Annotated in this window: 18 protein-coding genes; 9 read left to right on the top strand and 9 right to left on the bottom strand. The window is 70.9% G+C overall.

Annotated features, from left to right (window positions below; genetic code table 11):
• Positions 1–43 precede the first annotated feature (43 nt).
• Positions 44–787, top strand: coding sequence for a peroxide stress protein YaaA (gene yaaA / locus HUW46_RS32725; protein ID WP_215542615.1), 744 nt, complete (start codon positions 44–46; stop codon positions 785–787).
• Between the two features lie 121 nt (positions 788–908).
• Positions 909–2,366 carry a trypsin-like serine protease gene (locus HUW46_RS32720; RefSeq protein WP_254125114.1) on the top strand — a complete coding sequence of 486 codons (1,458 nt, stop codon included), beginning with the start codon at positions 909–911 and terminating at the stop codon, positions 2,364–2,366.
• Positions 2,367–2,498: 132 nt separating this feature from the next.
• Here the strand turns inward: HUW46_RS32720 and HUW46_RS32715 are convergent, their stop codons facing one another.
• The 3 genes from HUW46_RS32715 to HUW46_RS32705 form a co-directional block, all read right to left on the bottom strand.
• Entirely contained in the window at positions 2,499–4,019 is a 1,521-nt protein-coding gene (locus HUW46_RS32715; protein ID WP_215542614.1) for a phytoene desaturase family protein, read from the bottom strand.
• A gap of 72 nt (positions 4,020–4,091) precedes the next feature.
• A complete protein-coding gene (locus HUW46_RS32710; RefSeq protein ID WP_442861000.1) occupies positions 4,092–5,591 on the bottom strand; it encodes a S8 family serine peptidase in 1,500 nt (499 codons plus the stop codon).
• Positions 5,592–5,638: 47 nt separating this feature from the next.
• Positions 5,639–7,198, bottom strand: coding sequence for a S8 family peptidase (locus HUW46_RS32705; RefSeq protein ID WP_215542612.1), 1,560 nt, complete (start codon positions 7,196–7,198; stop codon positions 5,639–5,641).
• 315 nt (positions 7,199–7,513) lie between these two features.
• On the opposite strand from HUW46_RS32705, the gene HUW46_RS32700 reads away from it, so the two are divergent.
• The 4 genes from HUW46_RS32700 to HUW46_RS32685 all read left to right on the top strand — a co-directional run bounded on the left by HUW46_RS32700 (position 7,514) and on the right by HUW46_RS32685 (position 14,571).
• Entirely contained in the window at positions 7,514–10,378 is a 2,865-nt protein-coding gene (locus tag HUW46_RS32700; RefSeq protein ID WP_254125112.1) for an ATP-binding protein, read from the top strand.
• 188 nt (positions 10,379–10,566) lie between these two features.
• Complete coding sequence (locus HUW46_RS32695; RefSeq protein ID WP_215542611.1) at positions 10,567–11,499, top strand: serine protein kinase RIO; 933 nt, start codon at positions 10,567–10,569, stop codon at positions 11,497–11,499.
• A 294-nt stretch (positions 11,500–11,793) separates the two neighbouring features.
• Entirely contained in the window at positions 11,794–13,269 is a 1,476-nt protein-coding gene (locus HUW46_RS32690; RefSeq protein WP_215542610.1) for a DEAD/DEAH box helicase, read from the top strand.
• 132 nt (positions 13,270–13,401) lie between these two features.
• On the top strand, positions 13,402–14,571 hold the full coding sequence (locus HUW46_RS32685; RefSeq protein ID WP_215542609.1) for an 8-amino-7-oxononanoate synthase: 1,170 nt from the start codon (positions 13,402–13,404) through the stop codon (positions 14,569–14,571).
• Here the strand turns inward: HUW46_RS32685 and HUW46_RS32680 are convergent.
• Together HUW46_RS32680 and HUW46_RS32675 are read right to left on the bottom strand one after the other, a co-directional pair.
• Positions 14,543–14,977, bottom strand: coding sequence for a GNAT family N-acetyltransferase (locus HUW46_RS32680; RefSeq protein WP_215542608.1), 435 nt, complete (start codon positions 14,975–14,977; stop codon positions 14,543–14,545). The two genes, HUW46_RS32685 and HUW46_RS32680, sit on opposite strands and share 29 nt — an antisense overlap.
• Positions 14,978–14,998: 21 nt before the next feature.
• On the bottom strand, positions 14,999–15,817 hold the full coding sequence (locus HUW46_RS32675; RefSeq protein WP_215542607.1) for a S1 family peptidase: 819 nt from the start codon (positions 15,815–15,817) through the stop codon (positions 14,999–15,001).
• Between the two features lie 196 nt (positions 15,818–16,013).
• Here HUW46_RS32675 and HUW46_RS32670 point away from each other — a divergent pair, with 196 nt between their 5' ends.
• Complete coding sequence (locus HUW46_RS32670) at positions 16,014–16,886, top strand: M15 family metallopeptidase (protein ID WP_254125110.1); 873 nt, start codon at positions 16,014–16,016, stop codon at positions 16,884–16,886.
• A 2-nt stretch (positions 16,887–16,888) separates the two neighbouring features.
• Here the strand turns inward: HUW46_RS32670 and HUW46_RS32665 are convergent, their stop codons facing one another.
• The gene (locus tag HUW46_RS32665) at positions 16,889–17,611 is read right to left on the bottom strand and encodes a nucleotidyltransferase domain-containing protein (RefSeq protein ID WP_215542606.1); all 723 of its coding nucleotides are present in this window, start codon (positions 17,609–17,611) and stop codon (positions 16,889–16,891) included.
• Between the two features lie 108 nt (positions 17,612–17,719).
• Here HUW46_RS32665 and HUW46_RS32660 point away from each other — a divergent pair, with 108 nt between their 5' ends.
• Positions 17,720–19,126 (top strand): mycothione reductase, encoded by a 1,407-nt coding sequence (locus tag HUW46_RS32660; RefSeq protein WP_215542605.1) that lies wholly within the window; start codon positions 17,720–17,722, stop codon positions 19,124–19,126.
• Here the strand turns inward: HUW46_RS32660 and HUW46_RS32655 are convergent.
• Positions 19,123–20,373, bottom strand: coding sequence for a CynX/NimT family MFS transporter (locus HUW46_RS32655; RefSeq protein ID WP_215542604.1), 1,251 nt, complete (start codon positions 20,371–20,373; stop codon positions 19,123–19,125). The genes HUW46_RS32660 and HUW46_RS32655 overlap by 4 nt on opposite strands.
• 88 nt (positions 20,374–20,461) lie before the next feature.
• Between HUW46_RS32655 and HUW46_RS32650 the strand changes: the two genes are divergently transcribed.
• A complete protein-coding gene (locus HUW46_RS32650) occupies positions 20,462–21,142 on the top strand; it encodes a FadR/GntR family transcriptional regulator (RefSeq protein WP_215542603.1) in 681 nt (226 codons plus the stop codon).
• Positions 21,143–21,534: 392 nt separating this feature from the next.
• Here HUW46_RS32650 and map read toward each other — a convergent pair whose 3' ends face one another.
• Together map and HUW46_RS32640 are read right to left on the bottom strand one after the other, a co-directional pair.
• Positions 21,535–22,392 carry a type I methionyl aminopeptidase gene (map, locus tag HUW46_RS32645; protein WP_215542602.1) on the bottom strand — a complete coding sequence of 286 codons (858 nt, stop codon included), beginning with the start codon at positions 22,390–22,392 and terminating at the stop codon, positions 21,535–21,537.
• Between the two features lie 34 nt (positions 22,393–22,426).
• A complete protein-coding gene (locus HUW46_RS32640) occupies positions 22,427–24,232 on the bottom strand; it encodes a penicillin-binding transpeptidase domain-containing protein (RefSeq protein WP_254125109.1) in 1,806 nt (601 codons plus the stop codon).
• Between the last annotated feature and the right edge of the window lie 50 nt (positions 24,233–24,282).

Below are 24,282 nucleotides of genomic sequence, written 5' to 3'. Positions count from 1 at the left end.
CCAACCCGCGCGGGCGGCGACGGCCGCTGGTTACCCTGCAGGGGTGCTCGTGCTCCTGCCTCCTTCCGAAACCAAGGCCGACGGCGGCGACGGCCCGCCGCTCGACCTCGACGCCCTGTCCCATCCGGAACTGGGGCCGACCAGGCGCAAGGTGGCCGAGGCGCTGACCGAGCTCGCCGCCGACGTGCCCGCGAGCCTGGCCGCGCTCGGCATCTCCGAACGGCAGTCCGACGAGGTCGCCCGCAACGCGGCGCTGTGGACGTCACCGACCATGCCCGCGCTGCGCCGCTACACCGGGGTGCTCTACGACGCGCTCGACATCAAGAGCTTCACGCGGGCCACGCTGGCGAAGGCGCAGCGCAGGCTCGCCGTCGCCTCCGCGTTGTTCGGGATCGTCTCGGCGACCGACCGCATCCCCGCCTACCGGCTCTCCGGCGGCACCACGCTGCCGTCGCTCGGCACGCTGCGCGGCGTCTGGAAGCCCGCGCTCGAACCCGTCCTGACCGGCGTCGAAGGCCTCGTCGTCGACCTCCGCTCCGGCTCGTACTCGGCGCTGGCGAAGACCGGCCCGAACTCGGTCACCGTTCGCGTCGTCACCGAGGACGAGCGGGGCAACCGCACCACGGTGAGCCACTTCAACAAGGCCTACAAGGGAAGGCTCGCCGCCGCACTGGTCGCTTCGCGCGCCGATCCGTCCACTGTGGACAAGCTGGCGACGGTGATCTCGAAGGCCGGGATGACCGTGGAACGCGACGGTGACCGCGAACTGGTGCTGCTCACGAACTGAGCCGGGGCGCCCGGCAAGGTCACGGGAAGATAGATCCGTACCCATACGGGCCCGCTCCCGGATTGCTAGCGCCCCCGCCCGCGCCGGAAGGTGACTTTCCAGCCACTGGAAAGGAACCGCTGTGAAGAGAACTCAACGGGTACTGGGGTTGTTCGCCGTCGGGCTGGCCACCCTTTCCGCTCCGCTGCTCAGCATCACCGCCGAGGCATCCGAGGCACCGAACGCGACCGCCGTGGCGCCCACCGGTGACGCGCACATTCCCGACGTCATGCGCACGCAGTTCTACCACGGGCAGGACAGCTCGGTTAAGGAATTCCCGTTCATCATCGGGGGTTTGCGCGAAGGCGGCCCGCGCCCGCAGGGTCAGACGTGCACCGGTTCCGTGGTCGCGCCGCGCAAGATCCTGATCGCCGCGCACTGCAAAGCGGCCGAGGGCAAGAAAACCTTCCTGTACGGACTCGACGACCTGAACGCGAGCGGGGGCACGCGCGTCGGCGTCGTCAGCTACGAGACCCACCCGAAGTACGTGAACTTCGACCAGGGCTACGACGTCGCGGTGGTCACCACGGACGCCGACATCCCGGTGCCCAGCGGCCAGTTCGCCAAGGTCGCCACTTCGGCGGACACCGAGCTGAACAAGCCGGGCAAGAACGGAGTCGGCGTCGGCTACGGCAAGAAGGACTTCAACGACGACTCGCGGGACGTCACTGTCGACAAGGCGACCTTGCCGATCCGCGAGGGTTCCAACTGCCAGGGCGTCGGCGCGGGTTTCCAGGACGCGACGATGATCTGCGCGGGTTACTCCAACGGCGACCCGACCATCCTGCCAGGGGACAGCGGCGGCCCGCTCATCGTGGACGGCAAGGTCGTCGGCGTCGCTTCGTGGAGCCGCAGCGACTTCAAGTGGTACAGCGTCTACGGCCGCCTCAACAACGACATGGGCGACTGGGTCAAGGAGCAGATCGGGGACGTCAACACCGACACCTTCTCCCTCGGCGTCACGCCCGGCTCGGTGAAGGTCGATCCCGGTAAGTACGTCTCGACGAGCGTCACCAGCAAGGCGGGCAAGAACGGCGCCGAAAAGGTCGAACTCACCGCCTCCGGCCTGCCCGACGGCGCCAAGGCCACCTTCCAGCCCGCCACCATCAACTCCGGCGACACCGCCAAACTCACCATCGAAACCGCCGCCAACACCCCCGAAAAGGACTACACCGTAACGATCTCCGGCAAGGGCACCACCGACACCGCCACCACCAAGCTCACCCTCACCGTCGGCAAGGGCACACCGCCCACCGGCGACGTCAAGGTCACCGTCACCCCCGGCAGCGGCTCAGGCAGGCCCGGCATGTTCACCAACGCCACCGTCTCCGCCACCGGAACCGGCTCGATCAAGCTGTCGGCCTCCGGCTCCGGCCTGCCCATCCCGCCGTTCTTCAACCCCCAGACCATTTCCTCCGGCGGTAGCTCCACCATGCAGATCATCGCCCCCTTCCAAACGGGCACCTACCCGATCACCATCACCGCCACCGACTCCACCGGCAAGACCGGCACCACCACCTACACCCTCACCATCGGCTGACCCCGCTTTTTGGTCCCCGAAGGTGGCTTTGAGGGCGCTCAACGCCCCGAAGGCCCCCTTCGGGGCTCCAGCTTGTCTCGGAGGCCGAGACAGCAGAAGGCCTTACCAGAGCAGAATTCGCGGCACTGAAGATCACCCGTGCAGGACGTGCATGGCGGCGTTGTGGCCGGGGATGCCGCTGACACCGCCGCCCCGCACGGCACCCGCGCCGCACAGCAGGACGCGCTCGTGCGCGGTTTCCACGCCCCACCTTCCCGCGAATTCGTCGGAGTACGGCCAAGAAAGGTCCCGGTGGAAGATGTGCCCGGCCGGAAGGCCCAGTTCGGCTTCGAGGTCCAGCGGCGTCTTCGCCTCGACGCAGGGAGAGCCGCCCGGGTCGCGCAGCAGGCAGTCCTCGATCGGTTCGGCGAGCACGCTGTTCAGCGAAGCCATGGTCGCGCGCAACGCTTCCGCCCTCGCCTCGTCGTTGCGGCCGCGGAACAGCCGCGCTGGCATGTGCAGGCCGAACAGGGTCAGCGTCTGCACACCCGCCACGCGCTCGGCGCGCCCCAGGATCGACGGGTCGGTCAGCGAATGACAATAGATCTCGCACGGTGGCAGCGACGGGATCCGCCCCGCGTCGGCCTCGGCATGAGCGGCGGCCAGTTGCTCGTAACCTTCGTTGACGTGGAAGGTGCCGCCGAACGCTTCGCGTGGGTCCACAGTGGAGTCCCGGAGTCGCGGCAGGCGCGAGAGCACCATGTTCACCTTGAGCTGCGCGCCTTCCGGTGACTCCGGCGGTTCCTCGCCCAGCAGCTCGGCCAGCACCACGGGCGCGACGTTCGCCAGCACGTGCCCGGCGTCGACGGTGTGTTCGCGATCGCCGACGCGGTAGCGCACCGCCCCGTCCGGGTCGATCGCGAGCACCTCGGCCCCGGTGACGATCTCGGCGCCGCCCGCCCGCGCGGAGTCGGCCAGCGCGCCGGTGACCGCACCCATGCCGCCGACCGGGACGTCCCAGTCGCCGGTGCCGTTGCCGATCAGGTGGTAGAGCAGGCACCGGTTCTGCCGCAGCGCGGGATCGTCCGCGGCGGCGAAGGTGCCGATCAGCGCGTCGGTCAGGACCACGCCGCGCACGGTGTCGTCGGCGAAGCGCGCGGTGAGCGCCTCCCCGATCGGGCGCTCGAACAACACCGACCACGCTTCTTCGTCAACTCGGCCACGGAGGTCTTCCTTGCGCGGCAACGGTTCCGTGAGCGTGTCGAACACCGCGTCCGCGACGGAGGCGGCCATGCCGTAGAACCGCCGCCACGCGTCGAAGTCCGATGTGGACCCGGTGACCGCGTGGAAAGAGGCCGCCGTCCGCTCGTCGTCGCCGGTGTCGACAAGGAGACCCGAGTCGCCGACCGGGGTGTAGGACGACGTGCGCCGCCGCCGCAGTTCGATCCCGAGCCCGAGATCGGCGACGATCCTCTTGGGCAGCAGGCTCACCAGGTACGAGTAGCGGGACAGCCGCACGTCGACGCTCGGGAACGCGCGGAAGGACACCGCGGCGCCGCCCACCTCGTCCCGCCGTTCCAGCACCAGCACCGACCTGCCCGCGCGGGCGAGGTAGGCCGCCGCGACCAGCCCGTTGTGCCCGCCGCCGACGACCACCGCGTCGTAGCTGTCCACCTGTCCTCCTCCGAGCATGGGAATGCGCCGCGACCATCGTGGCCGCGGCGCACCGCCAAGAACAAGCGCGGATCAGAAGGTGATGGAGAACCCGTCGATCGAGCCGGTGTCGAACCGGTTCACGTCCTTGACACTCAGGTTCCAGGTGCCGTTCGCCGGTTCGGCGGAGGCGTTCACCGTGTAGGTGGTGTGCACCCCGGCCGCCTCGCCGATACCGCCGGCCTTCCGCAGCGCGTACACCGCGCCGCTCGGGCCGACGAGATCCACCGCGAGGTCCGCGGTGTAGGTGTGCGCGATGTCGACCTTGACCGGCAGGCTCGCCGAAGCCTTGCCGTCGCAGCCGTCCTGGGTCACCGAACTGGTCACCGCGTCCCCGGCGTCCGGAATGGACACCGGCGTGGTGTTCGACTTCGTGCCGCACTTCGGGCCGGGGCCGGTGCCGCCGATGAACGAGATGTTCAGCAGCTTGTTCGGCGAGCCGCTGCCCGGGTTCTTGATCACGCCGTCGACCGCGCCGCCCACGAGCGCGTCGCGCGCCTGCTGCGCGGTGGCGCCGGGGTTCGCCGCGAGGTAGAGCGCCGCCGCGCCCGTGACATGCGGAGTCGCCATCGACGTACCGCTCATGTTGGCGCTGCTGCCGTTCGACAGCCCGAGCGAGGTGATGTTGTTGCCCGGCGCGAAAATATCGGTGCACTTGCCGTAGTTCGAGAAGGACGCGCGGTTGTCGTTCTCGTCGGAGGCGTTCACCGTGATCGCCTCGGGCACGCGGGCCGGGCTCGTGTTGCACGCGTCCGTCGAGGAGTTCCCCGCGGCCACCGAGTACACGACCCCGGAGGCGATGGACTTCTTGATCGCGTCGTCGCCGACCCCGACCTGGTCCATGGTCAGGCTCATGTTGGCCACCGCGGGCTTGGCCGCGTTCGCGGTCACCCACTCGATCGCGTCCACGCCCGCGGAGTCGGGGCCGTTGCCGGAGCAGTCCTTGCCGAGCACCTTCAGCCCGACGATCTTGACCTTCTTCGCCACTCCGTAGGTCTTGCTGCCGATCGTGCCCGCGGTGTGCGAGCCGTGCCCGTTGCAGTCGACGCCGTCACTGCCGACGAAGTCCTTGCCGATGCTGGCCCGGCCTTCGTACTCGGGGTTGTCCGGCTTGATCCCGGTGTCGAGGTCGTAGGCCGTGACGCCTTCACCGGTGTTGCCGTAGGTGTAGGAGTTGTCGCGCGGCAGGCTCTTCTGGTCGATCCGGTCCAGGCCCCACGTCGGGTTCTTCTGCGTGTCCGCCGCCTTCGCGGTGCCGTCCTGGTAGACGGTCGCGACGGCCGGATCGGCGGCGAGCCTGCGCGCCTGCCGCTCGGTCATCTTCTTCACCGAGAAGCCGTGGATCGTGGCCGTGTAGGTCGAACGCAGCTCGCCGCCGTAGCGCTGCGCGAGCGAGGCCGCCGACGACTGCACGCCGAAGGTGTCCTTCAGCACCACGATGTACTGGTCGCCGTAGTGCTGCTTCGCCTGCACCACCACGCCTTCGGCCGTGCTCGGCGCCGCCGCCGCGGTGGCCGCGCCGACGGCCGCCATCGAGCCCAGCAATGTCAGCGCCAACGCCGCCTTTGCCGTCCTGCGCATCAGAAACTCACCCCGAAACTGTCGATCGTGCCGCTGTCGTACTGGTAGACGTCCTGCACCTGGAGCTTCCACGCGCCGGTGCGGTTCTCCGCCGAAGTGTCCACTGTGTAACTGGTGGACAGGTCGACGGATCCGATCCCGCCAGCCTGCTTGAGCGGGATCGTCTTCCCGCCCGGCGTGACGAGGTCGATCTTGAGGTCACCGGTGTAGGCGTGCTTGATCGCCACCGAGACCTTCGTGGTCGCGGTGCCCTTCGCGTCGCACGTCCCGATGGTGACCGTGCTGGTGACCGCCGCGCCCGCGTCCGGAATGGACACTCGGTCGGCGTTCGTGCCGCCAGCACACGACGGCGGGTTCGGCGTGCCGCCGCCGATGAACCCGGTGTAGAGCAGCTTGTTCGGCGAGCCCTTCACGTCGGAGATCTTGCCCGGCGTCGCGTTGTCGGTCAGCGCCTTCGCGACGTCCGCCGGGGTCGCGCTCGGGTTCGCCGTGAGGTAGAGCGCCGCCGCGCCCGCGACGTGCGGGGTGGCCATCGAGGTGCCGCCCATCTGCGTGGTCCCCCCGCCGTTCTTCAACGACGTGATGTTCGACCCCGGCGCGAAGATGTCCGTGCAGCGGCCGTAGTTCGACGACTGCGACGAGTTCCAGATCGAGCGCTTGTCCTGCGCGTCGCTCGCGGCGACCGTGATCGCCTCCGGCGTGCGCGCCGGGGACACGTTGCAGGCGTCCTGGCCCTCGTTGCCCGCCGCGACGGTGTTGGTGATCCCGGCGCGGATCGCGCCCTGCACGGCTTGGTCCACACTGGAATCCGCGCCGCCGCCGAGGCTCATGGACAGCACCGACGGGCCCTTCGCGTTCTTCGCCACCCAGTCGATCCCCGAGATGATCTGCGAGTACTGGCCGGTGCCCTGGCAGTTCAGCACCCGGACGGCGACGATCTTGACGCCCTTCGCCACCCCGTAGGTCGCGCTGCCGACGGTGCCCGCGACGTGCGTGCCGTGGCCCTGGCAGTCCGAGGCGTCGTTGTCGTCGTCGATGAAGTCGTACCCGCTGCTCGCGCGCCCGCCGAACTCCGACTGCTTCAGGTCGGTGCCGGTGTCCACCACGTACACCGTGGCGCCCTCGCCCTTGTTGGCGTAGCTGTACGCCTTGTCGAGCGGCAGGTCCTTCTGGTCGATCCGGTCGAGGCCCCAGGTGGGGTTCTGCTGCGTGTCGCTGACGTGCGCCACCGCGTCCTGTTCCACGGAGGCGACCGAGGGATCGGCCGCGAGCCGTCTCGCCTGCGCTTCGGACATCTTCACGGCGAACCCGTGCACCGCGGCGTCGTAGGTCCGGCGCACCTCGCCACCGTAGGCCGCGGCGAGACCCCTCGCCTCGGCAGGCGCCTTCAGCAGGACGATGTAGGAGTCCGCGACAGCGCCGGGGACGTTCGCGTTGAGGATGTGCCCGGTCGGCGCGGCGGCGGCGGGACCGGCGAGCGCCATGACGGTGGCCGCGCAGGCACCGGCGGCCACCGAGGCGCCTGCCAGCGCGCGCCGCCTTCGATGAGCTTCACGCATTCAACAGCTCCGTTCACTCGAACAGGTGATTCACGTCGACGGGAACTTTGTGACTGAGAGCCACGCATTCCTCACTTTTGGGGGAAACGCCTGGCCGAACAAGCGAGGCTGCGGTCCGTATGAGTACGTAACTAATGCCGGGGACCCCCGCCTGACCGGGCCATACGAAAGTTCGGTAACCGACCGAGCGGGTTCCGTAGTCACCCCGTCGGGTTCTAAGCTCCGTTCACACGTCGGGGTGATTTGGGTTCTGTGCCGCATTTCCGGGATCGAACGCGGTCCCGGATCGGAAGCAGCCTTGGATCGGGAGCAGCCATGGTGCGCAGTGCTGGCAGGACGAGTTCCGCGGTGCTCGTCGGACGGGCCGACGAACTCCGCTCGCTGGTGTCGTCGGGCACCCGCCCGCCGTCGGTGATGATGGTCGAAGGCGAGGCGGGCGTCGGGAAGACGCGGCTCGTCACCGAACTGCTCGGCAGCCCCGAGCTGGCAGGCCGCCGGGTGCTGACCGGGCGGAGCCAGCCGCTGCGAGAGCCCTTCCCGTACGGCGTCGTGCTCGAAGCGCTCCGCGACGCCGGGCGCTACCTGCCCGACGCGCGCCCGCTGAACGGCGTCACCGGAGTGCTGCGGCCCCACCTCCCCGAACTCGGCGAGCACCTGCCCGCCGCCCCGCCCCCGCTCGGCGACCACCGCGCCGAACGGCACCGGTTCTTCCGCGCGGTCCGCGAACTGCTCGACGCGCTGAGCCCGGTGCTGCTCGTCGTCGAAGACCTGCACTGGTGCGACGACGGATCGCGCCAGCTATTGCGCTTCCTGCTGGCGGAACCGACGCGGGACACCAGCCTGCTGCTGACCTACCGGCGCGAAGAGGTGCCGGGCGGGATCCCGCTCGGCGGCGCCTACCGGCCCGTCGCCGGCACCACCAGCACGGTGCTCCAGCTCCGCCCGCTCGACGCCGACGGCGTGCGAAGGCTGGCGTGCGCACTGCTCGGCGGCGAGGTGTCCACGGAGTTCGCCGCGCTGCTGCACGAGCGCACCGCCGGAATCCCCTTCGTGGTGGAGGAAACGCTGCGCGCGCTGGACCCGCAGGGCGCGCTGCACGCCGACGGCATGGCCGCGCGCCGCCTGCTCGACGCCGTCGAAGTGCCCGCCCTGCTCCGGGACAGCGCGGTCGAACGGCTCGCCGGGCTCCCGGTGATCGCGCGGCGGATCACCGAAGCCGCGGCCGTGCTCGGCGTGCCCGCGACCGCGGAACTCCTCGGCGCCATCGCGGGGCTGACCCCGCAGCGGGCAAGGCAGGCGCTCGTGCTCGCCCTCGACCGCCACGCGCTGCTCGAAGTCGAGGACTGCCGCTACGGCTTCCGCCACGCTCTCGCGCGGCAGGCCGTGTACGGCGCGGTCCCCGGGCCCGACCGCCAGGAACTGCACCGCCGCGCGGCGTGCCTGCTCCGTGACCAGAGCCCGAAACCGCTCGTCCAGCTCGCCCACCACAGCCGGAAGGCGGGCGCGTTCGCCGACGCGCTGTCCTACGGCGAAGCCGCCGCCGATGCCGCGGCGGGGATCGGCGACCTCGCGACGGCGACGGAACTGCTGTGCGCGCTGCTGTCCGAACCGGGCCTCGCTTCGTCCGATGTGGACCGGATGGCGGTGAAGCTGAGCAGGCTGGCCAACAACGGCGTCGCCCAGCACGACGTGACCTCGGCGCTGGAACGGCTGCTGTCCGACGACCGGCTCTCCCGCACGCACAGCGGGCAGATCCGGCTCAGCCTCGGCCTGCTGCTGATGCGGCAGACCGGCGGCCTCGACGCCGCGCGGACCCAGGTCGAACTCGCGGTCAACGATCTCGGGCACCGGCCCGACCTGGCCGGTCGCGGCATGGCGGTGCTGGCGCAGCCGTGGATCGGCACCACCCCGCTCGCCGAGCACCTGCGGTGGCTCGACCAGGTGGACAGCGTCATCGCGACGACAACCGACCGCACGCTCACCCTGACCCTGCAGGCGAACAACCTCGCGTCCCGGCTGCACACCGGCGACCCGCGCGCACTGGCCACCATGGACCGGGTCTCGACCGCGGTGTCCTCCGCCGAGCAGCAGCGCCAGCTCGCCCGCCTGCACGCCAACCTCGCCGACGCCTGCGCGTGGATCGGCCACTACCGGCGCGCGGGCAGCATGGTGCGCAGCGCGGTCGAACTCGCGTCGGACTGCGGCGCGCCGTACCTGATCGGCATCGCGCGCTCGACCGGCGTGCACGTCGACTGGCTCACCGGCAGGTGGGAAGCGCTCGACGACAAGGCGCGCGCGCTGTTCGAGGAGTACCGCGAGCTGCTGCCGATGACCAGCGAACTGTCCCTCGTGCTCGGCCTGCTGGCGGCCGCGCGCGGTGAATGGGACCGCGCCGCGGCGCATTTCGCGGCGATCGGCCCCGACGAACCGGAGAACGCGGTCACCCCGGTCGTGCTCGCCGCGCACGCCGGGATCGCGGGCATGCTGCTGTCCCAGTGCGAAGACGAGGAGGCCGCCGCCCGCGCGGAAGCCGGCCTGGAGTTGTTGCGCACCAAGGGAGTCTGGCCGTGGGCGGGCGAGCTGCTCCCGGTCGCCGTCGAAGCGTTCTGCCGCACCGGCCGCGAGGAAGCCGCCATCGCGCTCGTCGCCGAAGCCGAACGCGAGCTGAACGAACTGGACGCACCGCTGTCGATCGTCGCGCTGGTGTGCTGCCGCGGCATCATCTCGGCGCACCGCCGCGACCACGTCGACGCGGTGAAGGCCTTCCACGAAGCGGCCGAAGGGTACGAGCGGTTGACCGCGCCGTACCCGGCCGCGCTGGCGAAGGAGCGGCTCGCGCAGTGCCGCCTCACGATGGGCGAATCGGATGCGGCGGAGGCGTTCTCGGGGCTGGCGGACGTGTTCGCCGAACTCGGCGCCACTCGCGACGCCGCGCGCTGCCGCCACACCTACCGCGCGACCGGCGCGGTCGCCCCGTCGCGGCGGGGCAGGCGCGGCTACGGCGACGAACTGTCCCCGCGCGAGCAGGACGTCGCGCGCCTGCTCGCCGACGGGCACACGAACCGGGAGATCGCCGAGGTCCTGTTCCTGTCGCGGCGGACCGTGGAACAGCACGTCGCGAGCGTGTTGCGCAAGCTCAAGGTCTCTTCGCGCGGCGAACTGGTGACCGCGTCGCGGTAATTCGGTTGCGGCCGCCCGCGCCGGCCGGGCAGGCTGTCCGCGATCCGGCAGGGAGCCGGTGGATGTCGTGAGGGAGGTGCCCCGTGTCGAGGACTGTCCGGGGATTTGCCGTCCCCCGTCCACCCGCCCGCCGGGTCTGAGCCGCGTTCGCGCGCACCCGGCGGATCCCTTACTCAGGAGACCCACCAGTGCGCGAGCACGATTTCGAAGATCTCAACTACCAGCCCGCCCGCCGGAAGCGCAAGCCGAAGTTCGACGACGAACGGTCCCGCAGCGGGCGGATGACCGAGGAAGAGCGCGGCAGGCTCGCCAGGCTGCGCGACGAAGCCTACGAGCAACCGGAAATCCCCGGCGGCGCCGACCGCTACTCCACCTGGGGCGACGCCGAGCACGGCCCGAAACCGCGGCCGGACTGGGTGCGGACCGAACTGGCCGCGGTGGACACCGAGCTCGGTGTCCTCAAGAGCGGCAAGGAAGCCGACGTCCACCTGATCCGGCGCGAGCTGCCGGACGGGCCCGGCGCGCTGCTCGCGGCGAAGCGCTACCGCGCCAGCGAGCACCGGATGTTCCACCGGGACGCCGGATACCTCGAAGGCAGGCGCATGCGCCGGTCCCGCGAGATGCGCGCGATCGAGAACCGGACTTCGTTCGGCCGCAACCTGATCGCCGAGCAGTGGGCGGTCGCGGAGTTCGCCTCGCTCAGTCGCTTGTGGACCGTCGGCGCCCCGGTGCCCTACCCGGTCCAGCGCGGCGGAACCGAGGTGCTGCTGGAATTCCTCGGCTCGGAAGACGGCACCGCCGCGCCGAGGCTCGCCCAGATCCGACCGTCCGACGCGGACCTGGACGACCTGTGGGCGCAGGCCGTCGAAGCGATGAAGGCCCTCGCCGCGGAGGGACTCGCGCACGGCGACCTCTCCGCGTACAACGTGCTCGTGCACGACGGCAGGCTCATGCTCATCGACCTGCCGCAGGTGGTCGACGTCGTGGCGAACCCGGCTGGCGGGGAGTTCCTCGCCCGCGACGCCCGGAACCTCGCGAAGTGGTTCTCCGGGCGGGGCGTCTCCATCCCGCCCGAGGCGGATCTGGTGGCCGAGCTGCGCGAGGTCGCCGGACTGGCGTGATCCCAGCCACGATCGGGGCGCGGAGTGAGGCGTTTTCAGTCACACTCCGCGCCTCGGTTTGAGGGCCGAGCAGGCGATCCGGTAGGCTGATCACAGACCGCAACCGGCGGCGTGGATGTGTGTCCGTCGCCTCCAGAGCCACCCTGAACGGCTCGCGGCAATCCTGTAAACCAATGGCGCATCACCGTGGTGTGCCGGGTTCGTCCCTGTGAACGCCCATCGCACACCATCTCGCCCGCCTGCGCGCGGGCAGCCGGGGCCTCCTTGTGACGTGCCACGTCCGAGAGGCAGTTCGTGACCATCGCTTTCGATTCCGGCAACTCCACGCGCCAGGCCCGCAAGCCGCGCCAGCGCCCCGCCCAGGAATCGGCCAAGACCCCCTCGCTCGGCACCGGGCCCACGAAGTCCTTCGCCGACCTGAACCTCCCCGAGCCGCTGCTCCGCGCGCTGCGCGAGGCCGGTATCGACAAGCCGTTCCCGATCCAGTCGGCCACGCTGCCCGACGCGCTCGCCGGCCGCGACGTGCTCGGCCGCGCGCAGACCGGGTCCGGGAAGACCCTCGCCTTCGGCCTCGCGCTGCTGACCAGGCTCGACGGCGGCAAGGCGCGCGCGAAGCGGCCCCGCGCACTCGTACTGGTGCCCACCCGCGAGCTGGCCATGCAGGTGGCCGACTCGCTGACCCCGCTCGCGAAGGCGCTCGGCCTGTGGTGCCGCACCGCCGTCGGCGGGATGGCCTTCGGCAGGCAGGCCGACGCGCTCAACCGCGGCGTCGACCTGCTGATCGCCACGCCGGGCCGGTTGTCCGACCACGTGCGCCAGGGCACCGCGGTGCTCTCCGACATCAACTTCGTCGCGCTCGACGAAGCCGACCAGATGGCGGACATGGGCTTCCTGCCGCAGGTCCGCGAGATCCTCGACCTCACCCCGGCGCGCGGGCAGCGGCTGCTGTTCTCCGCGACGCTCGACGGTGACGTCAAGAAGCTCGTCGACTCCTACCTGACCGACCCGGTCGAGCACTCGGTCGCGCCGGTCACCGCGAGCGTCACCACCATGGACCACCACGTGCTCCAGGTGCAGCGCCAGGACAAGCAGCAGATCATCACCGAGATCGGCGCGCGCGACGGCAGGACGATCATGTTCGTCCGCACCAAGCACCACGTCGACCGGCTCACCGAGCGGCTGCGCGAGCAGGGCGTGCACGCGGCGGCGCTGCACGGCGGCAAGACGCAGGGCCAGCGCAACCGGGTCCTCGCCGACTTCAAGGACGGCCACACCCCGGTGCTGGTCGCCACCGACGTCGCGGCGCGCGGCATCCACGTCGACGACATCAGCCTCGTGCTGCACGTAGACCCCGCCGCAGACCACAAGGACTACCTGCACCGCTCCGGCCGCACCGCGCGCGCCGGTGCCTCGGGCGCCGTGGTCACGCTGATCACGAACGACCAGCGGCGCATGGTCCGCCGGATGACCGACCGGGCCGGGGTCCGCGCGGAGAGCACCATGGTGCGCCCCGGCGACGCCGAGCTGCGCCGGATCACCGGTGCCCGCGAGCCCAGCGGCGAGCCGGTGATCGAGCGGCGCCGCGAGCCCTCGCCGCGTCGCGGTGGCGGCCCGCGCGGCCGTTCCGGCGGCTTCGGCTCCGGTGGCCACGGCGGTGGCGGCTACGGCGGCGGCCGTGGCAGGCAGGGCGGCGGGTTCAACCGCGGCGGCGGGCGCCCGCAGCAGCGGTCCAACCGGGGCCCGGCCCGTCGCGGCCACGCGCACGACTGATCCGTTCCTCGCGAAAGCGGCCGGTGTCCTTCTCGGGCACCGGCCGCTTTTTCGTTGTCGCGGAGCCGAAACCGACGTCTCGCGGGGGTGTCGGTGCCGAGCGCGGGCGGGCGCGATGCGACACTGCGGGACGTGACTTCCCCGGCCCCGACTCCCCCCGAGCAGACCTTCGACTGGCTTGACGCGGAAGCGGGCAAGCGCGCCGACGCCGGGCTCGTCCGGCAGCTGCGCCCTCGCGCCGCGGGCGAGCAGGACCTCGACCTCGCCGGGAACGACTACCTCGGGCTGGCACGGGACAAGCGGGTCGCCGGAGCCGCCGCGGCGGCCGCGCTGAAATGGGGAGCGGGCGCGACCGGATCACGCCTGGTGACCGGGTCGCTGGAGCTGCACACCGAGCTGGAGCACGAGCTGGCGCGCTTCTGCGGCGCGCAGGCCGCGCTGGTGTTCTCGTCGGGGTTCACCGCGAACCTCGGCGCGGTGACCGCGCTGTCCGGCAGCGAGGCGGCGATCGTGACGGACAAGTACATCCACGCGTCGCTCATCGAAGGCTGCCGCCTGTCCAGGGCGGATCTTGCCGCCGTCGCGCACGCCGACCTCGCGGCCATCAAGCACGCGCTGTCCACGCGCCGCAAGGAAAGGGCGCTCGTCGTCACGGACTCGGTGTTCTCCGCCGACGGCGATCTCGCACCGCTGCCCGAGCTGGCCGAGGTCTGCCGCGCGCACGGCGCGGCGCTGCTCATCGACGACGCGCACGGTTTCGGCGTGCTCGGCGACGCCGGTCAGGGCGCCGTGCACGCGGCGGGCCTGGCGGGCGCGCCGGACGTGGTCACCACCATCACGCTGTCGAAATCCCTTGGCGCGCAAGGAGGTGCGGTGCTCGGCCCGCGCCGGGTGATCAAGCACCTCGTGGACACCGCGCGCTCGTTCGCGTTCGACACCGCGCTGGCGCCCGCGAGCGCGGCGGCCGCGCTCGCGGCGCTCGGCGTGCTGCGCTCGGAGCCCGACCTGCCTTCGCGCGCTCTGACCGCCGCGGGCACGCTCGCGATGCAGCTGAAGGACGCCGGGTTCGCGGTCAGCCTGCCGGACGCGGCGGTGATCTCGGTGCGCGCGCCCTCCCCGGAAGCCGCGGTGGCGTGGGCCGCCCGGTGCGCGGAGCAGGGCGTGCGGGTCGGCTGCTTCCGCCCGCCGTCGGTGCCGGACGGTGTCTCCCGGCTCCGGCTCACCGCGCACGCCGGTCTCACCGAGTCCGATGTGGACACCGCGGTGAAGGTGATCAGCTCGTGCGCGCCCGCCGCATCGTGATGTGGTCGATGCCGTCCTCGTCGAACGGCTCACCCTCGGCGACGAACCCGAACTTCGCGTAGAAGCCCTGCGCGTAGGTCTGCGAGTCCAGTACGCACGGCGCGCCGTCGATCAGGTCGAGCGCGGCTTCCATCAGCTTGCCCGCCAACCCGCGACCGCGCGCCTCGGCCGCGGTGACCACGCGCCCGATCCTGGCGCCGTCCGGCTCGGGGAGCACCCGCAGGTAGGAGTCCACTCCGGACGGACCGGCGAACCACAGGTGGCGCGTGTCCTCGGCGAGATCGCGCCCGTCGATGTCCGCGTAGAGGCTTTCCTGCTCCACGACGAACACCGCCGAGCGCAGGCGGAGGATTTCGTACAGCTGCTCAGCGGTCAGCTCGGTGCCGCGACGTTCCAGAACACTCACGGCACATGCCTAGCACGAGAGCTACCGGATGTGCTTTTCGATTTCGTCGACGAAGGACGAGACGCGGGTGTAGACGCCCGGCTTGTTCGGCTCCGCGCAGCCTTCGCCGTAGGAGACGATCCCGATCAGGGTGTCGCCGACCACGAGCGGGCCGCCCGAATCACCCTGGCAGGCGTCGATCCCGCCCTGCGGGTAGCCCGCGCACACCATGCTCTTCGGGTCGTAGTTCGAGTAGCTGCCCGCGCAGCTCCGGTCGCTCACCACCGGCACGACGGCGCTGCGCAGGTAGTCGGACCTGGCGCCGTTGTCGGCGATGCGGCCCCAGCCAAGCACGGTGGCCTTGGTGCCCTCGTCGTAGAGCGAGCGGTCCGAGCTGCTCGGCAGCTTCGCGGGCTCGAACGGGAGCGCCCACGGCAGGTTCAGCACCGCGATGTCGTTGCCCTGGCCCGCGTCGCGGAAGCCGGGGTCGATCCAGACGCCCGACACCGTCGACACCGCGCCGACCGAGGTGCGCTTGTCGTCGCGGCCCGCGACCACGCGCAGCTCCGACTGCGGGAACGCCTTCGCGCAGTGCGCGGCCGTGGCCACCGCGGACCGGTCGACGAGCACGGCGCCGCAGAACTGGTTGCCGTTGCTGTCCGCGAGGTACACCGTGTACGGGTAGTCGTCGACGGAGGCCTTCCCGCCGCCGACGATGCGCGGCTGCGCCTGCGACCCGGGGGTGCCGGGTGCCCCGGGTGCTGTGGTGTCGGCCGAGGCGGCCGCTGGCAGGAAGGTCGCCGCCGCGATCACCGCCGCTGTCGCGGCGTAGGCCGCCGTGCGCCGTGCCTTCTCGGGCATGCTCCATGCTCCCTTCACCGGATGCGTGTTCGATCCCAGATCGGGAACGCCGCCGCACCGAGATGACCTCGTGTGGTCGACACGCTCCGATGCGTGCGGGGTGCGGCCCGAAACACCCTAGACGGAACATCACCCCCGTGGTGTCACTGAATCGGGTGGACGTTGTCCTCACCGAGCGTTCTGCCAAGCTGGAGGGGTGCGATGGCTCAAACTGGGGGCGGCGACCGCGGCGGCGCTCGTACTGGCAGCGTGCGGCGGCGATCCGGCACCGGTGACCGCGCCGCCGTCACCCTCCGCGCCGCTCACGACGGCCTCCTCACCACCCGCCAGCACCTCGTCGCGCCCGCCCACCACGTCGTCGGCGGTCCCGGTGGCGGCCTGGGTCGTCGGCGCGCATCCGCTGCCCCGCCGCTCCGACGGTTACGGGGAAATCCAGCCGACGCCCGCCGTGCTGGTGAACCGGAAGCTGCCCACAAAGGACATTCTGCCGCCGCCAGCCGACGGGAAGTACGCCGCGACGACGAGCGCGGTGCCCGCGAGCGTGCTCGCCCGCAGTACCTGGCAATCGGCGTGCCCGGTGGCCGCCGCGGACCTTGCCTACCTGACGATGTCGTTCTGGGGCTTCGACGGGAAGCCGCACACCGGCGAGATGATCGTGAACGCCAGCGTCGCCGATTCGGTGACCAAGGTGTTCGGGCAGCTCTACGCGCACAAGTTCCCGTTCGAGGAGATGCGGGTGACCAGTGCCGCCGAACTGGACGCGGCGCCGACCGGCGACGGCAACAACACCAGCGCGTTCGTCTGCCGCCCCACCCGGGGCCAGAAGAACTGGTCGGCGCACGCCTACGGGCTCGCGATCGACCTCGACCCGTTCTGCAACCCGTACCTCAAGGGCGACATCGTGGTGCCGGAACTGGCCTCGGCCTATAAGGACCGCACCGCCGTGCGGCCGGGCATGATCCTGCCCGGTGACGCCACCGTGCGCGCCTTCACCGCGATCGGCTGGACCTGGGGCGGCAGCTGGACCAGCCCCAAGGACATCATGCACTTCTCCGCGACCGGCGGCTGAAGTCAGCTCGCTTCCGCGAGCACGTCGTGAAGGTATTGCACGGCAAGCTTTTCCGCCTCACCGCGTCGTTCGACCGGCGCGTCGCCGAGCCACTGCCGGTAGAGGTCGACGGCCACGAGGAGCGCCCGGCCCACGTCGGCACGGTCGTACCCGCAGAGCGTCGCCCGCAAGGCGCGTGCCTCTTCCGGCGCGATGTTTTCGAGGTGCCGTGTCCCGCGCGACGGCGCGCCCACCCGGCGAGCGGCGAGCGGGCCCAGCACGGCGTCGCGCAGGAAGCCCAGCATGCCGATCGCCTCGAACAGCTCGCCGCGGCCGATCTTCGTCGCGCCGTAGTGCACCCAGACCCAGAACCGGTCCTCGATCCACTGGAGGTCGAGCGGCGGCTCCTCGGCGCGCTCGGCGAAGTCGGTGGCCCGCACGAACTTGAAGTCGACGTGCAGCAGGGGCGGCCCGACCAGGGTGATGATCAGGCGCGGCTCGCCGACGTGCTCACCGGTGAACCCCACGACCAGGTCGGTCCACGACCCGATCAGATCGAGGCGCTCCCGCATGATCGCGTCGAACGCCGCGTCTTCGACGACGACGATGAGATCCACATCGGAGTAGACATCGGGCTGTCCCCCGGCTATCGACCCGGAAAGGACGACGTCGGTCACCCGCGGATCCTGCCGGATCCGGGGAAGCACCTCGTCGAGGAAACGGCTGTGCAAGGAAGGAAGGTCCATGCCGTTCCTTCTAGCATCGCGTCCCCGCGAGGAGCACGCGAAATTCCCGGATCGGGGTTGGCGATGGTCACGGGGACGGTGGCACGAGGGCCGGGTACCTTCGCTGGTATGAGCGGCGAAGCGATCCACTACGACCTGGTGATCATCGGCACCGGCTCCGGGAACTCGATCCTGGACGGCCGGTTCGCGGGCTGGAAGACGGCCATCGTGGAGAAGGGCGTGTTCGGCGGCACCTGCCTCAACGTCGGCTGCATCCCCACGAAGATGTTCGTGCACACCGCCGACATCGCCGCCACGCCAGCTAAGAGCTCGCTGTTCGGCGTCGACGAAACGCTCGACGGGGTCCGCTGGACGGACGTGCGCGACCGGATCTTCGGCCGCATCGACCCGATCGCCGCCGGTGGCCGGGAGTACCGGATCTCGCACGAGGACAACGCCGGCGTCACCGTGCACGAGGGCGAGGGCCGGTTCGTCGGGCACAAGGAACTGCGGGTCACCTACTCCGACGGGCGCGAGCCGGTCACGATCACCGCGGACAAGTTCGTGCTCGCCGCGGGCGGCCGCGCGGTGGCCCCCGACGTGCCGGGGCTGGACGAGGTGCCCTACTACACCTCGGACACCGTGATGCGGCTCGACGAACTGCCGTCGCGCATGGTGATCCTGGGCAGCGGGTTCATCGCGGCCGAGTTCGCGCACGTCTTCGCGTCCTTCGGCGTCGAGGTCACCATGATCGCGCGCTCCGGTGCGCTGCTGCGCGCCGAGGACGCCGACATCAGCGAGCGCTTCACCGAACTGGCGAGCGGCCGCTTCGACGTGCGCCTGCACCGGAAGACCTTGCGCGCGCGCAAAACCGGGACCGGGGTCGCGCTGGACCTGGAAGGTCCGGAGGGCGCGGAAACCGTCGAAGCGGGCGTGCTGCTCGTGGCGACCGGGCGCAAGCCGAACTCGGACCTGCTCGACGTCGCGGCCACCGGTGTATCCACATTGGACAGCGGGCACGTGGTGGCCGACGAGTACCAGGAGACCTCGGTCGAGGGCATCTACGCGCTCGGGGACATGTCGTCCACCTACGAGCTCAAGCACGTGGCGAACCACGAATCCCGGGTGGTGCAGCACAATCTGCTCAACCCGGAGGACCGGATCGCGGCGGACCACCGGTTCGTGCCGCACGCGGTGTTCAGCTCGCCGCAGATCGCGTCGGTCGGGCTCACCGAAGCGCAGGCCGCCGACCGCGGCATCCGGTTCGTGACGTCCAAACAGGACTACGCGGGGATCGCCTACGGCTGGGCGTTGGAGGACACCAGCGGGTTCGCGAAGCTGCTCGCCGACCCGGCCACCGGGCAACTGCTCGGCGCGCACATCATCGGCCCGCAGGCGCCGACCGTGATCCAGCCGCTCATCCAGGCGATGAGCTTCGGCCTCGACGCGCGGAGCATGGCGAGGGGCCAGTACTGGATCCACCCCGCCATGCCCGAACTGATCGAGAACGCCCTGCTCAACCTGGAGCTGGACTAGACGTAGCGGTTGCGACCGGCCAACCCACCGAAGACCATCTGAATGGCGAGCACGACGATCAGCATGATGAACGGGACCGTCCACGCGCCGGTCAGGTCGTGCAGGAAGCCGAACAGGAACGGGCCGGTCGCCCCGATCAGGTAGCCGAAGCCCTGCGCCATGCCGGAAAGCTTCGCGGTCTCCGCACCGGTGCGGGCCCGCAGTGCGATCGTGGTCAGCGCGAGCGAGAACACGCTCATGCCGAAGCCGACCAGCACGGTCCACAGCAGGGGCGCGGCGGACGGCGCGAGCAGCAGGCCGAACATCCCGGCGAGCCCGAACACGCCCAGCCCGACGATCCACCACGACTGGCTGCCCTGGCGCGCCGCGATCGGCGGGACGATCAGGCTGATCGGCACCGCGATGATCGACAGCAGGCCCAGCATCAGGCCCGCGTTCGCCTTGGACACGCCCGCGTCCATCAGGACCTCGGGCAGCCAGCCCATCACGACGTAGGCGAGGAACGCCTGCATGCCGAAGAAGAGCGTGATGATCCACGCCAGCGGGCTGCGCAGCAGCGACCGCGCGGCCTCGACCGTGGACTCGCCACCCTTCGCGGCGGGCGCCTTGCGGCGCGCGGCGAAGATCCACACCACCAGTGCGAGCACGGCCAGCGCCGCCCAGCTCGCCAGCGCGGGGCGCCAGCCGCCGAACGCGGTGTCGAGCTGCGGCGTCACCGAGGACCCGATGGCACCGCCCGCCTGCAGCGCCGCCGTGTAGACGCCGGTCATCAATCCGACCTTCGCCGGGAACGAGTTCTTCACGACCACCGGCACCAGCACGTTGGCGAACGCGATCCCGGCCGAGGCCACCAGCGTGCCGCCGAGCACCACCAGCGGGCCGTCGAGGACGCGCAGCAGCAGCCCGACGCCGAGCACGCCGAGCGCGATGCCGACCGCGGGACCCATTCCGACGCGGCGCGCGAGCACCGGCGCGGCGAGCCCGGCGATCGCGAAGCACAGCGCGGGCAGCGTGGTGAGCGCACCGGCCCAGGTCGAGGACGCGCCGAGCGATTCCTGCGCCTCGCCGAGCAGCGGCCCGACGCTGGTGATCGCGGGCCGCAGGTTGAGCGCGGTCAGCACCACGGCCACCGCGAGCAGCCCGGTTCCCGCGAGCACCGCGGAGCGGTCCTTCGACGGCGGTGTCTCGATCGCACCGTCGAGTTCCAGCTCCAGGCCACTTTCGGAGGCAAGCTTCGGCGACGTCATGCGCCTACTATGGCAGACATGGGATGATTGGATGAAACGACCGTGACGGTATTCTCACTTGCTGGTCCGCCGAGAAGGGGTGCAGCCCATGCCACTCGCCACCGCACGACGTTCCGGCCTCGTCGACGAGGTGATCGGGCAGCTCCGCGCGGCCATCGCCGCGGGTGAGTGGCCGGTCGGCGAGCGCATTCCCACCGAACCGGAACTGGTCGCCTCGCTCGGGGTCGGGCGGAACACGGTCCGCGAGGCGGTGCGCGCGCTTTCCCACAGCGGGCTGCTCGAAGTGCGCCAGGGCGACGGCACCTACGTCAGGGCGACCAGCGAGGTGTCGGGCGCGATCCGCAGGCTGTGCGGCTCGGAACTGCGCGAGGTGCTGCAGGTGCGGCGCACGCTCGAAATGGAAGGCGCCAGGCTCGCCGCGCTCAACCGCACCGAAGAGGACGTCGCCGCGCTGACCGACCTGCTCGCCAAGCGGGACCACGCGTACACCGAACGCCGAACCGAGGATTTCGCCCACATCGACACGGAATTCCACCTCGCGGTTGTCCGAAGTGGACACAACACGCTGCTCGCCGAGCTGTACCTCGGGCTCACCGAAGTGGTCATGGCGAGCGTCGCGGCCACCGCGGAACCGAGCGGCGACATCGCCGACATCGGCCACAAAGGACTGCTCGAAGCGATCGAGGCGAAGGACGCCGACCGGGCCACCGCCGAAGCGGGCGGCTTCCTCGACGAGTTGCTCGCCGCCCTCCCCGACCAGGCCACCTGACCGGAGCCACCCTCCCGAGCGGCTCGCGTACCCCGAAGGTCACCGTGATGTCGGGTGCGTGGATATCGGGTGCGCGGCGCGGTGATCGGCGGCGGAGGCCCTCCGTTGGTCCCCGAAGGCCACCTTCGGGGACCCTAGCGCCACTTTCCCGGCCCTCGCTCACACGCGGGCGAAGCTGCGCGTGCCCCGAAGGCCACCTTCGGGGCGCTCAACGCCGCAAATCCACCCCTCGCACGCTCGACCACCACGACACGCATGCCCCGAAGGTGACGTTCGGGGCACTGGATTCCCCGAAAGCCACCTTCGGGGCATACGACAGCCCGCTGCGGGCTCGCGCGGGTGGCGGGAGTGCGATGCGAGGGCCGAGATCGCGGCGCCAGCGTCCCCGGGAACTACGGCAGGGTCAGGATTTCGGCGCCGGATTCGGTGACCACCAGGGTGTGTTCGAACTGCGCGGTCCACTTCTTGTCCTGGGTGGTGACCGTCCAGTCGTCGTCCCAGATGTCGTAGTCGATGGTGCCGAGGGTGATCATCGGCTCGATCGTGAAGGTCATGCCCTGTTCGATCACCGTGGTCACCGACGGCTCTTCGTAGTGCAGCACGGTCGGCGCGGTGTGGAACGCGGGGCCGACACCGTGGCCGGTGAAGTCGCGCACCACGCCGTAGCCGAACCGCTTCGCGTAGGACTCGATGACCCTGCCGATCACGTTGAGCTGGCGGCCAGGCCGGACCGCCTTGATCGCGCGCATCGTCGCCTCGTGCGTCCGCTCGACGAGCAGCCGCGCCTCCTCGGACACATCACCGGCGAGGAAGGTGGCGTTGGTGTCGCCGTGCACGCCGCCGATGTACGCGGTGACGTCGATGTTGCAGATGTCGCCGTCCTCGATCACCGTCGAGTCCGGGATGCCGTGGCAGATCACTTCGTTGAGCGAGGTGCAGCACGACTTCGGGAAGCTCCGGTAGCCCAGCGTCGACGGGTACGCCTTGTGGTCGAGCAGGAACTCGTGCACCACCTTGTCCACCTCGTCGGTGGTGTTGCCCGGCTTGACCGCCTTGCCGCCCTCTTCCAGCGCCTGCGCGGCGATCCGGCTCGCCACGCGCATCGCCTCGATCACCTCGGGCGTGCGAACGCCGTTGCCGGTGTCCCGTTTCGGTGCCGGCTTGTCCACGTACTCGGGACGTTCGATGCTGGCGGGAACGGGACGGCGCGCCGACTGCACGCCGGGCTTCAACGGAGCACGCTGGGACATGTCCCCCAGCCTACGACGCGGGCCGCGGCGACGATCAGCCCACCGAGGTCAAGAACCGGTGCGCCACCTCGACGGCGGGCTTCGACGTGCCGCCGCCCACGAGCAGCACCGAAAACGCGAGGTCGCCCTCGTACCCGACGAACCAGCCGTGCGACTGCGCGCCGTCGCCGAACTGAGCGGTCCCGGTCTTGCCGTGCACCTCGGGCAGTTCCTTCAACGCGCCCGCGGTCCCCGCCGTGACGACCTCGCGGGTCATCGAGCGCAGCGCCGCGAGCACGTCGGGCCGGATCGGGTTGCCGAGGTTCTTCGACTGCACTCCGACGCCGCGCAGCAGCGTGGGCACCGGGATGTGCCCCGACGCGACGGTGGACATCGCGACCGCCATGCCGAACGGGCTCGCCAGCACGGTGCCCTGCCCGAACCCGTTTTCGGCGCGCTGCGCCGAGGTGTCCGCGGGCGGCACGGAACCGGTGATCGTGGTGAGCCCCGGCAGCACGTAGTCGGCGCCGATGCCGAGGTCGCGGGCGGCGTCGGTGAGCGCCGACGGCGGGAGCCGGGTGGCGAGCTTGGCGAAGGTCGTGTTGCAGGAGTGCGCGAACGCGCTCGACAGCGGCACGGTGCCGAGCGAGAACAGGTCGTCGTTGGGCACCACCCTGGAGTCGATCGTGACGGTCGACGGGCACTCGGACGGGGTGTCGGACCTGACCAGGTTCGAGGTCAGCGCGGCGGTGGCGGTCGCCAGCTTGAACGTCGATCCCGGCGGGTAGCGGCCGGTGAGCGCGATCATGCCCTGCTCGTCGGCCTTCGCGTTCTGGGCCACGGCCAGCAGCTCGCCGGTCGAGGGCCGGATCGCCACCAGCGCGGCGGGCCCCGCGATCGGCGCCAGCGCGCTTTCGGCGCCGGACTGGATCTTCCGGCTCAGCGTGCTGACCACCGCGTCCGCCGCTTTCGGCTGCTGCGCGAACAGTTCGGTGACCTCGCCGCCGCCCGCGTTGAGCGTCACCACACGCCAGCCAGCCTCGCCGAGCACCTGGTGTTCGACCACCGAGCGCAGCGCGGGCAGGATCCTGGCGCCCATCGCCTTGTCGACGGGCAGCAGCCGCGTCTGCTCGGCGAACCGGACACCGGGGAGCTCGTAGATGGACGGCTTGATCTGCTGGTAGTCGGTGGCCCGCAGGCTCGCCACCGGCAGCGATTCGCCGGGCTTCAGCGCCTTCGCACTGTCCACAAGGGACTGTTTGGTGATGGTGCCGTCCAGCGGGTGCAGCACGGTGGCCAGCCGGTCCGCGACCGCCGCCACGTCGCCGGCCTTCGCCGGGTCCAGCACGACCCCGATCACCGACTGCGGGGACAGCAGCGCCATGCCGTCGCGGTCGACAACGGGCGCAGGCTCGGGGCGCACCTCCCGCATCGCGATCGTCTGCTGCGCGGCCAGTTCGGGGTGCAGCACCGACGGCAGCCAGTGCAGCTTCCAGACGCCTTTCTCGTCGAACAGCTGGGCCGCGCTCGAGTACGCCCAGGTCCGCCCGCGCGGCAGGTGCCACTGGAGGTCGAAGGCGGCGTCGGCCTTCCCGGATCCGGTGGCGCTGTGCACCCTGCCGACCGTCACGCCGATCGATTCCGGCGCGAGCGCGGCACGCACCTGCCCGAGCACCGCGCGAGCCGAATCCGGCGCGTCGGTGAGATCGGCGGCGCGGTTGACGTCCCCGTCGGCGAGCGCGTGCAGGAACTCGCCGGTGACCTCGTCCGGGCCGTCCTCGCCGCCGAACAGCGCGCAGCCGGACACCGTCAGCGCCGTGACGGCACCGAGTACCGCCATCCGGAAAAAAGCCGACCCCACGACGAAGGAGTATGCCGTGCGCGGCCCCGATTCACGGGTAGCCGCACCGG

The organism is Amycolatopsis sp. CA-230715 (assembly GCF_018736145.1).
GTDB lineage: Bacteria > Actinomycetota > Actinomycetes > Mycobacteriales > Pseudonocardiaceae > Amycolatopsis.
Note: the sequence above shows the minus strand (reverse complement) of the source record. Positions and strands in the feature narration are given on the sequence as shown.

Coding starts and splice junctions, on each gene's coding strand:
- HUW46_RS32710 (WP_442861000.1), bottom strand. CDS start 5,591: ATGGCGGCCGTCGGCGCGGCCACCGCGGCGGCGGCGCCGAGCACGGCC.
- HUW46_RS32705 (WP_215542612.1), bottom strand. CDS start 7,198: ATGCGTGAAGCTCATCGAAGGCGGCGCGCGCTGGCAGGCGCCTCGGTG.
- HUW46_RS32700 (WP_254125112.1), top strand. CDS start 7,514: ATGGTGCGCAGTGCTGGCAGGACGAGTTCCGCGGTGCTCGTCGGACGG.
- HUW46_RS32675 (WP_215542607.1), bottom strand. CDS start 15,817: ATGCCCGAGAAGGCACGGCGCACGGCGGCCTACGCCGCGACAGCGGCG.
- HUW46_RS32665 (WP_215542606.1), bottom strand. CDS start 17,611: ATGGACCTTCCTTCCTTGCACAGCCGTTTCCTCGACGAGGTGCTTCCC.
- HUW46_RS32660 (WP_215542605.1), top strand. CDS start 17,720: ATGAGCGGCGAAGCGATCCACTACGACCTGGTGATCATCGGCACCGGC.
- HUW46_RS32655 (WP_215542604.1), bottom strand. CDS start 20,373: ATGACGTCGCCGAAGCTTGCCTCCGAAAGTGGCCTGGAGCTGGAACTC.
- HUW46_RS32650 (WP_215542603.1), top strand. CDS start 20,462: ATGCCACTCGCCACCGCACGACGTTCCGGCCTCGTCGACGAGGTGATC.
- map (WP_215542602.1), bottom strand. CDS start 22,392: ATGTCCCAGCGTGCTCCGTTGAAGCCCGGCGTGCAGTCGGCGCGCCGT.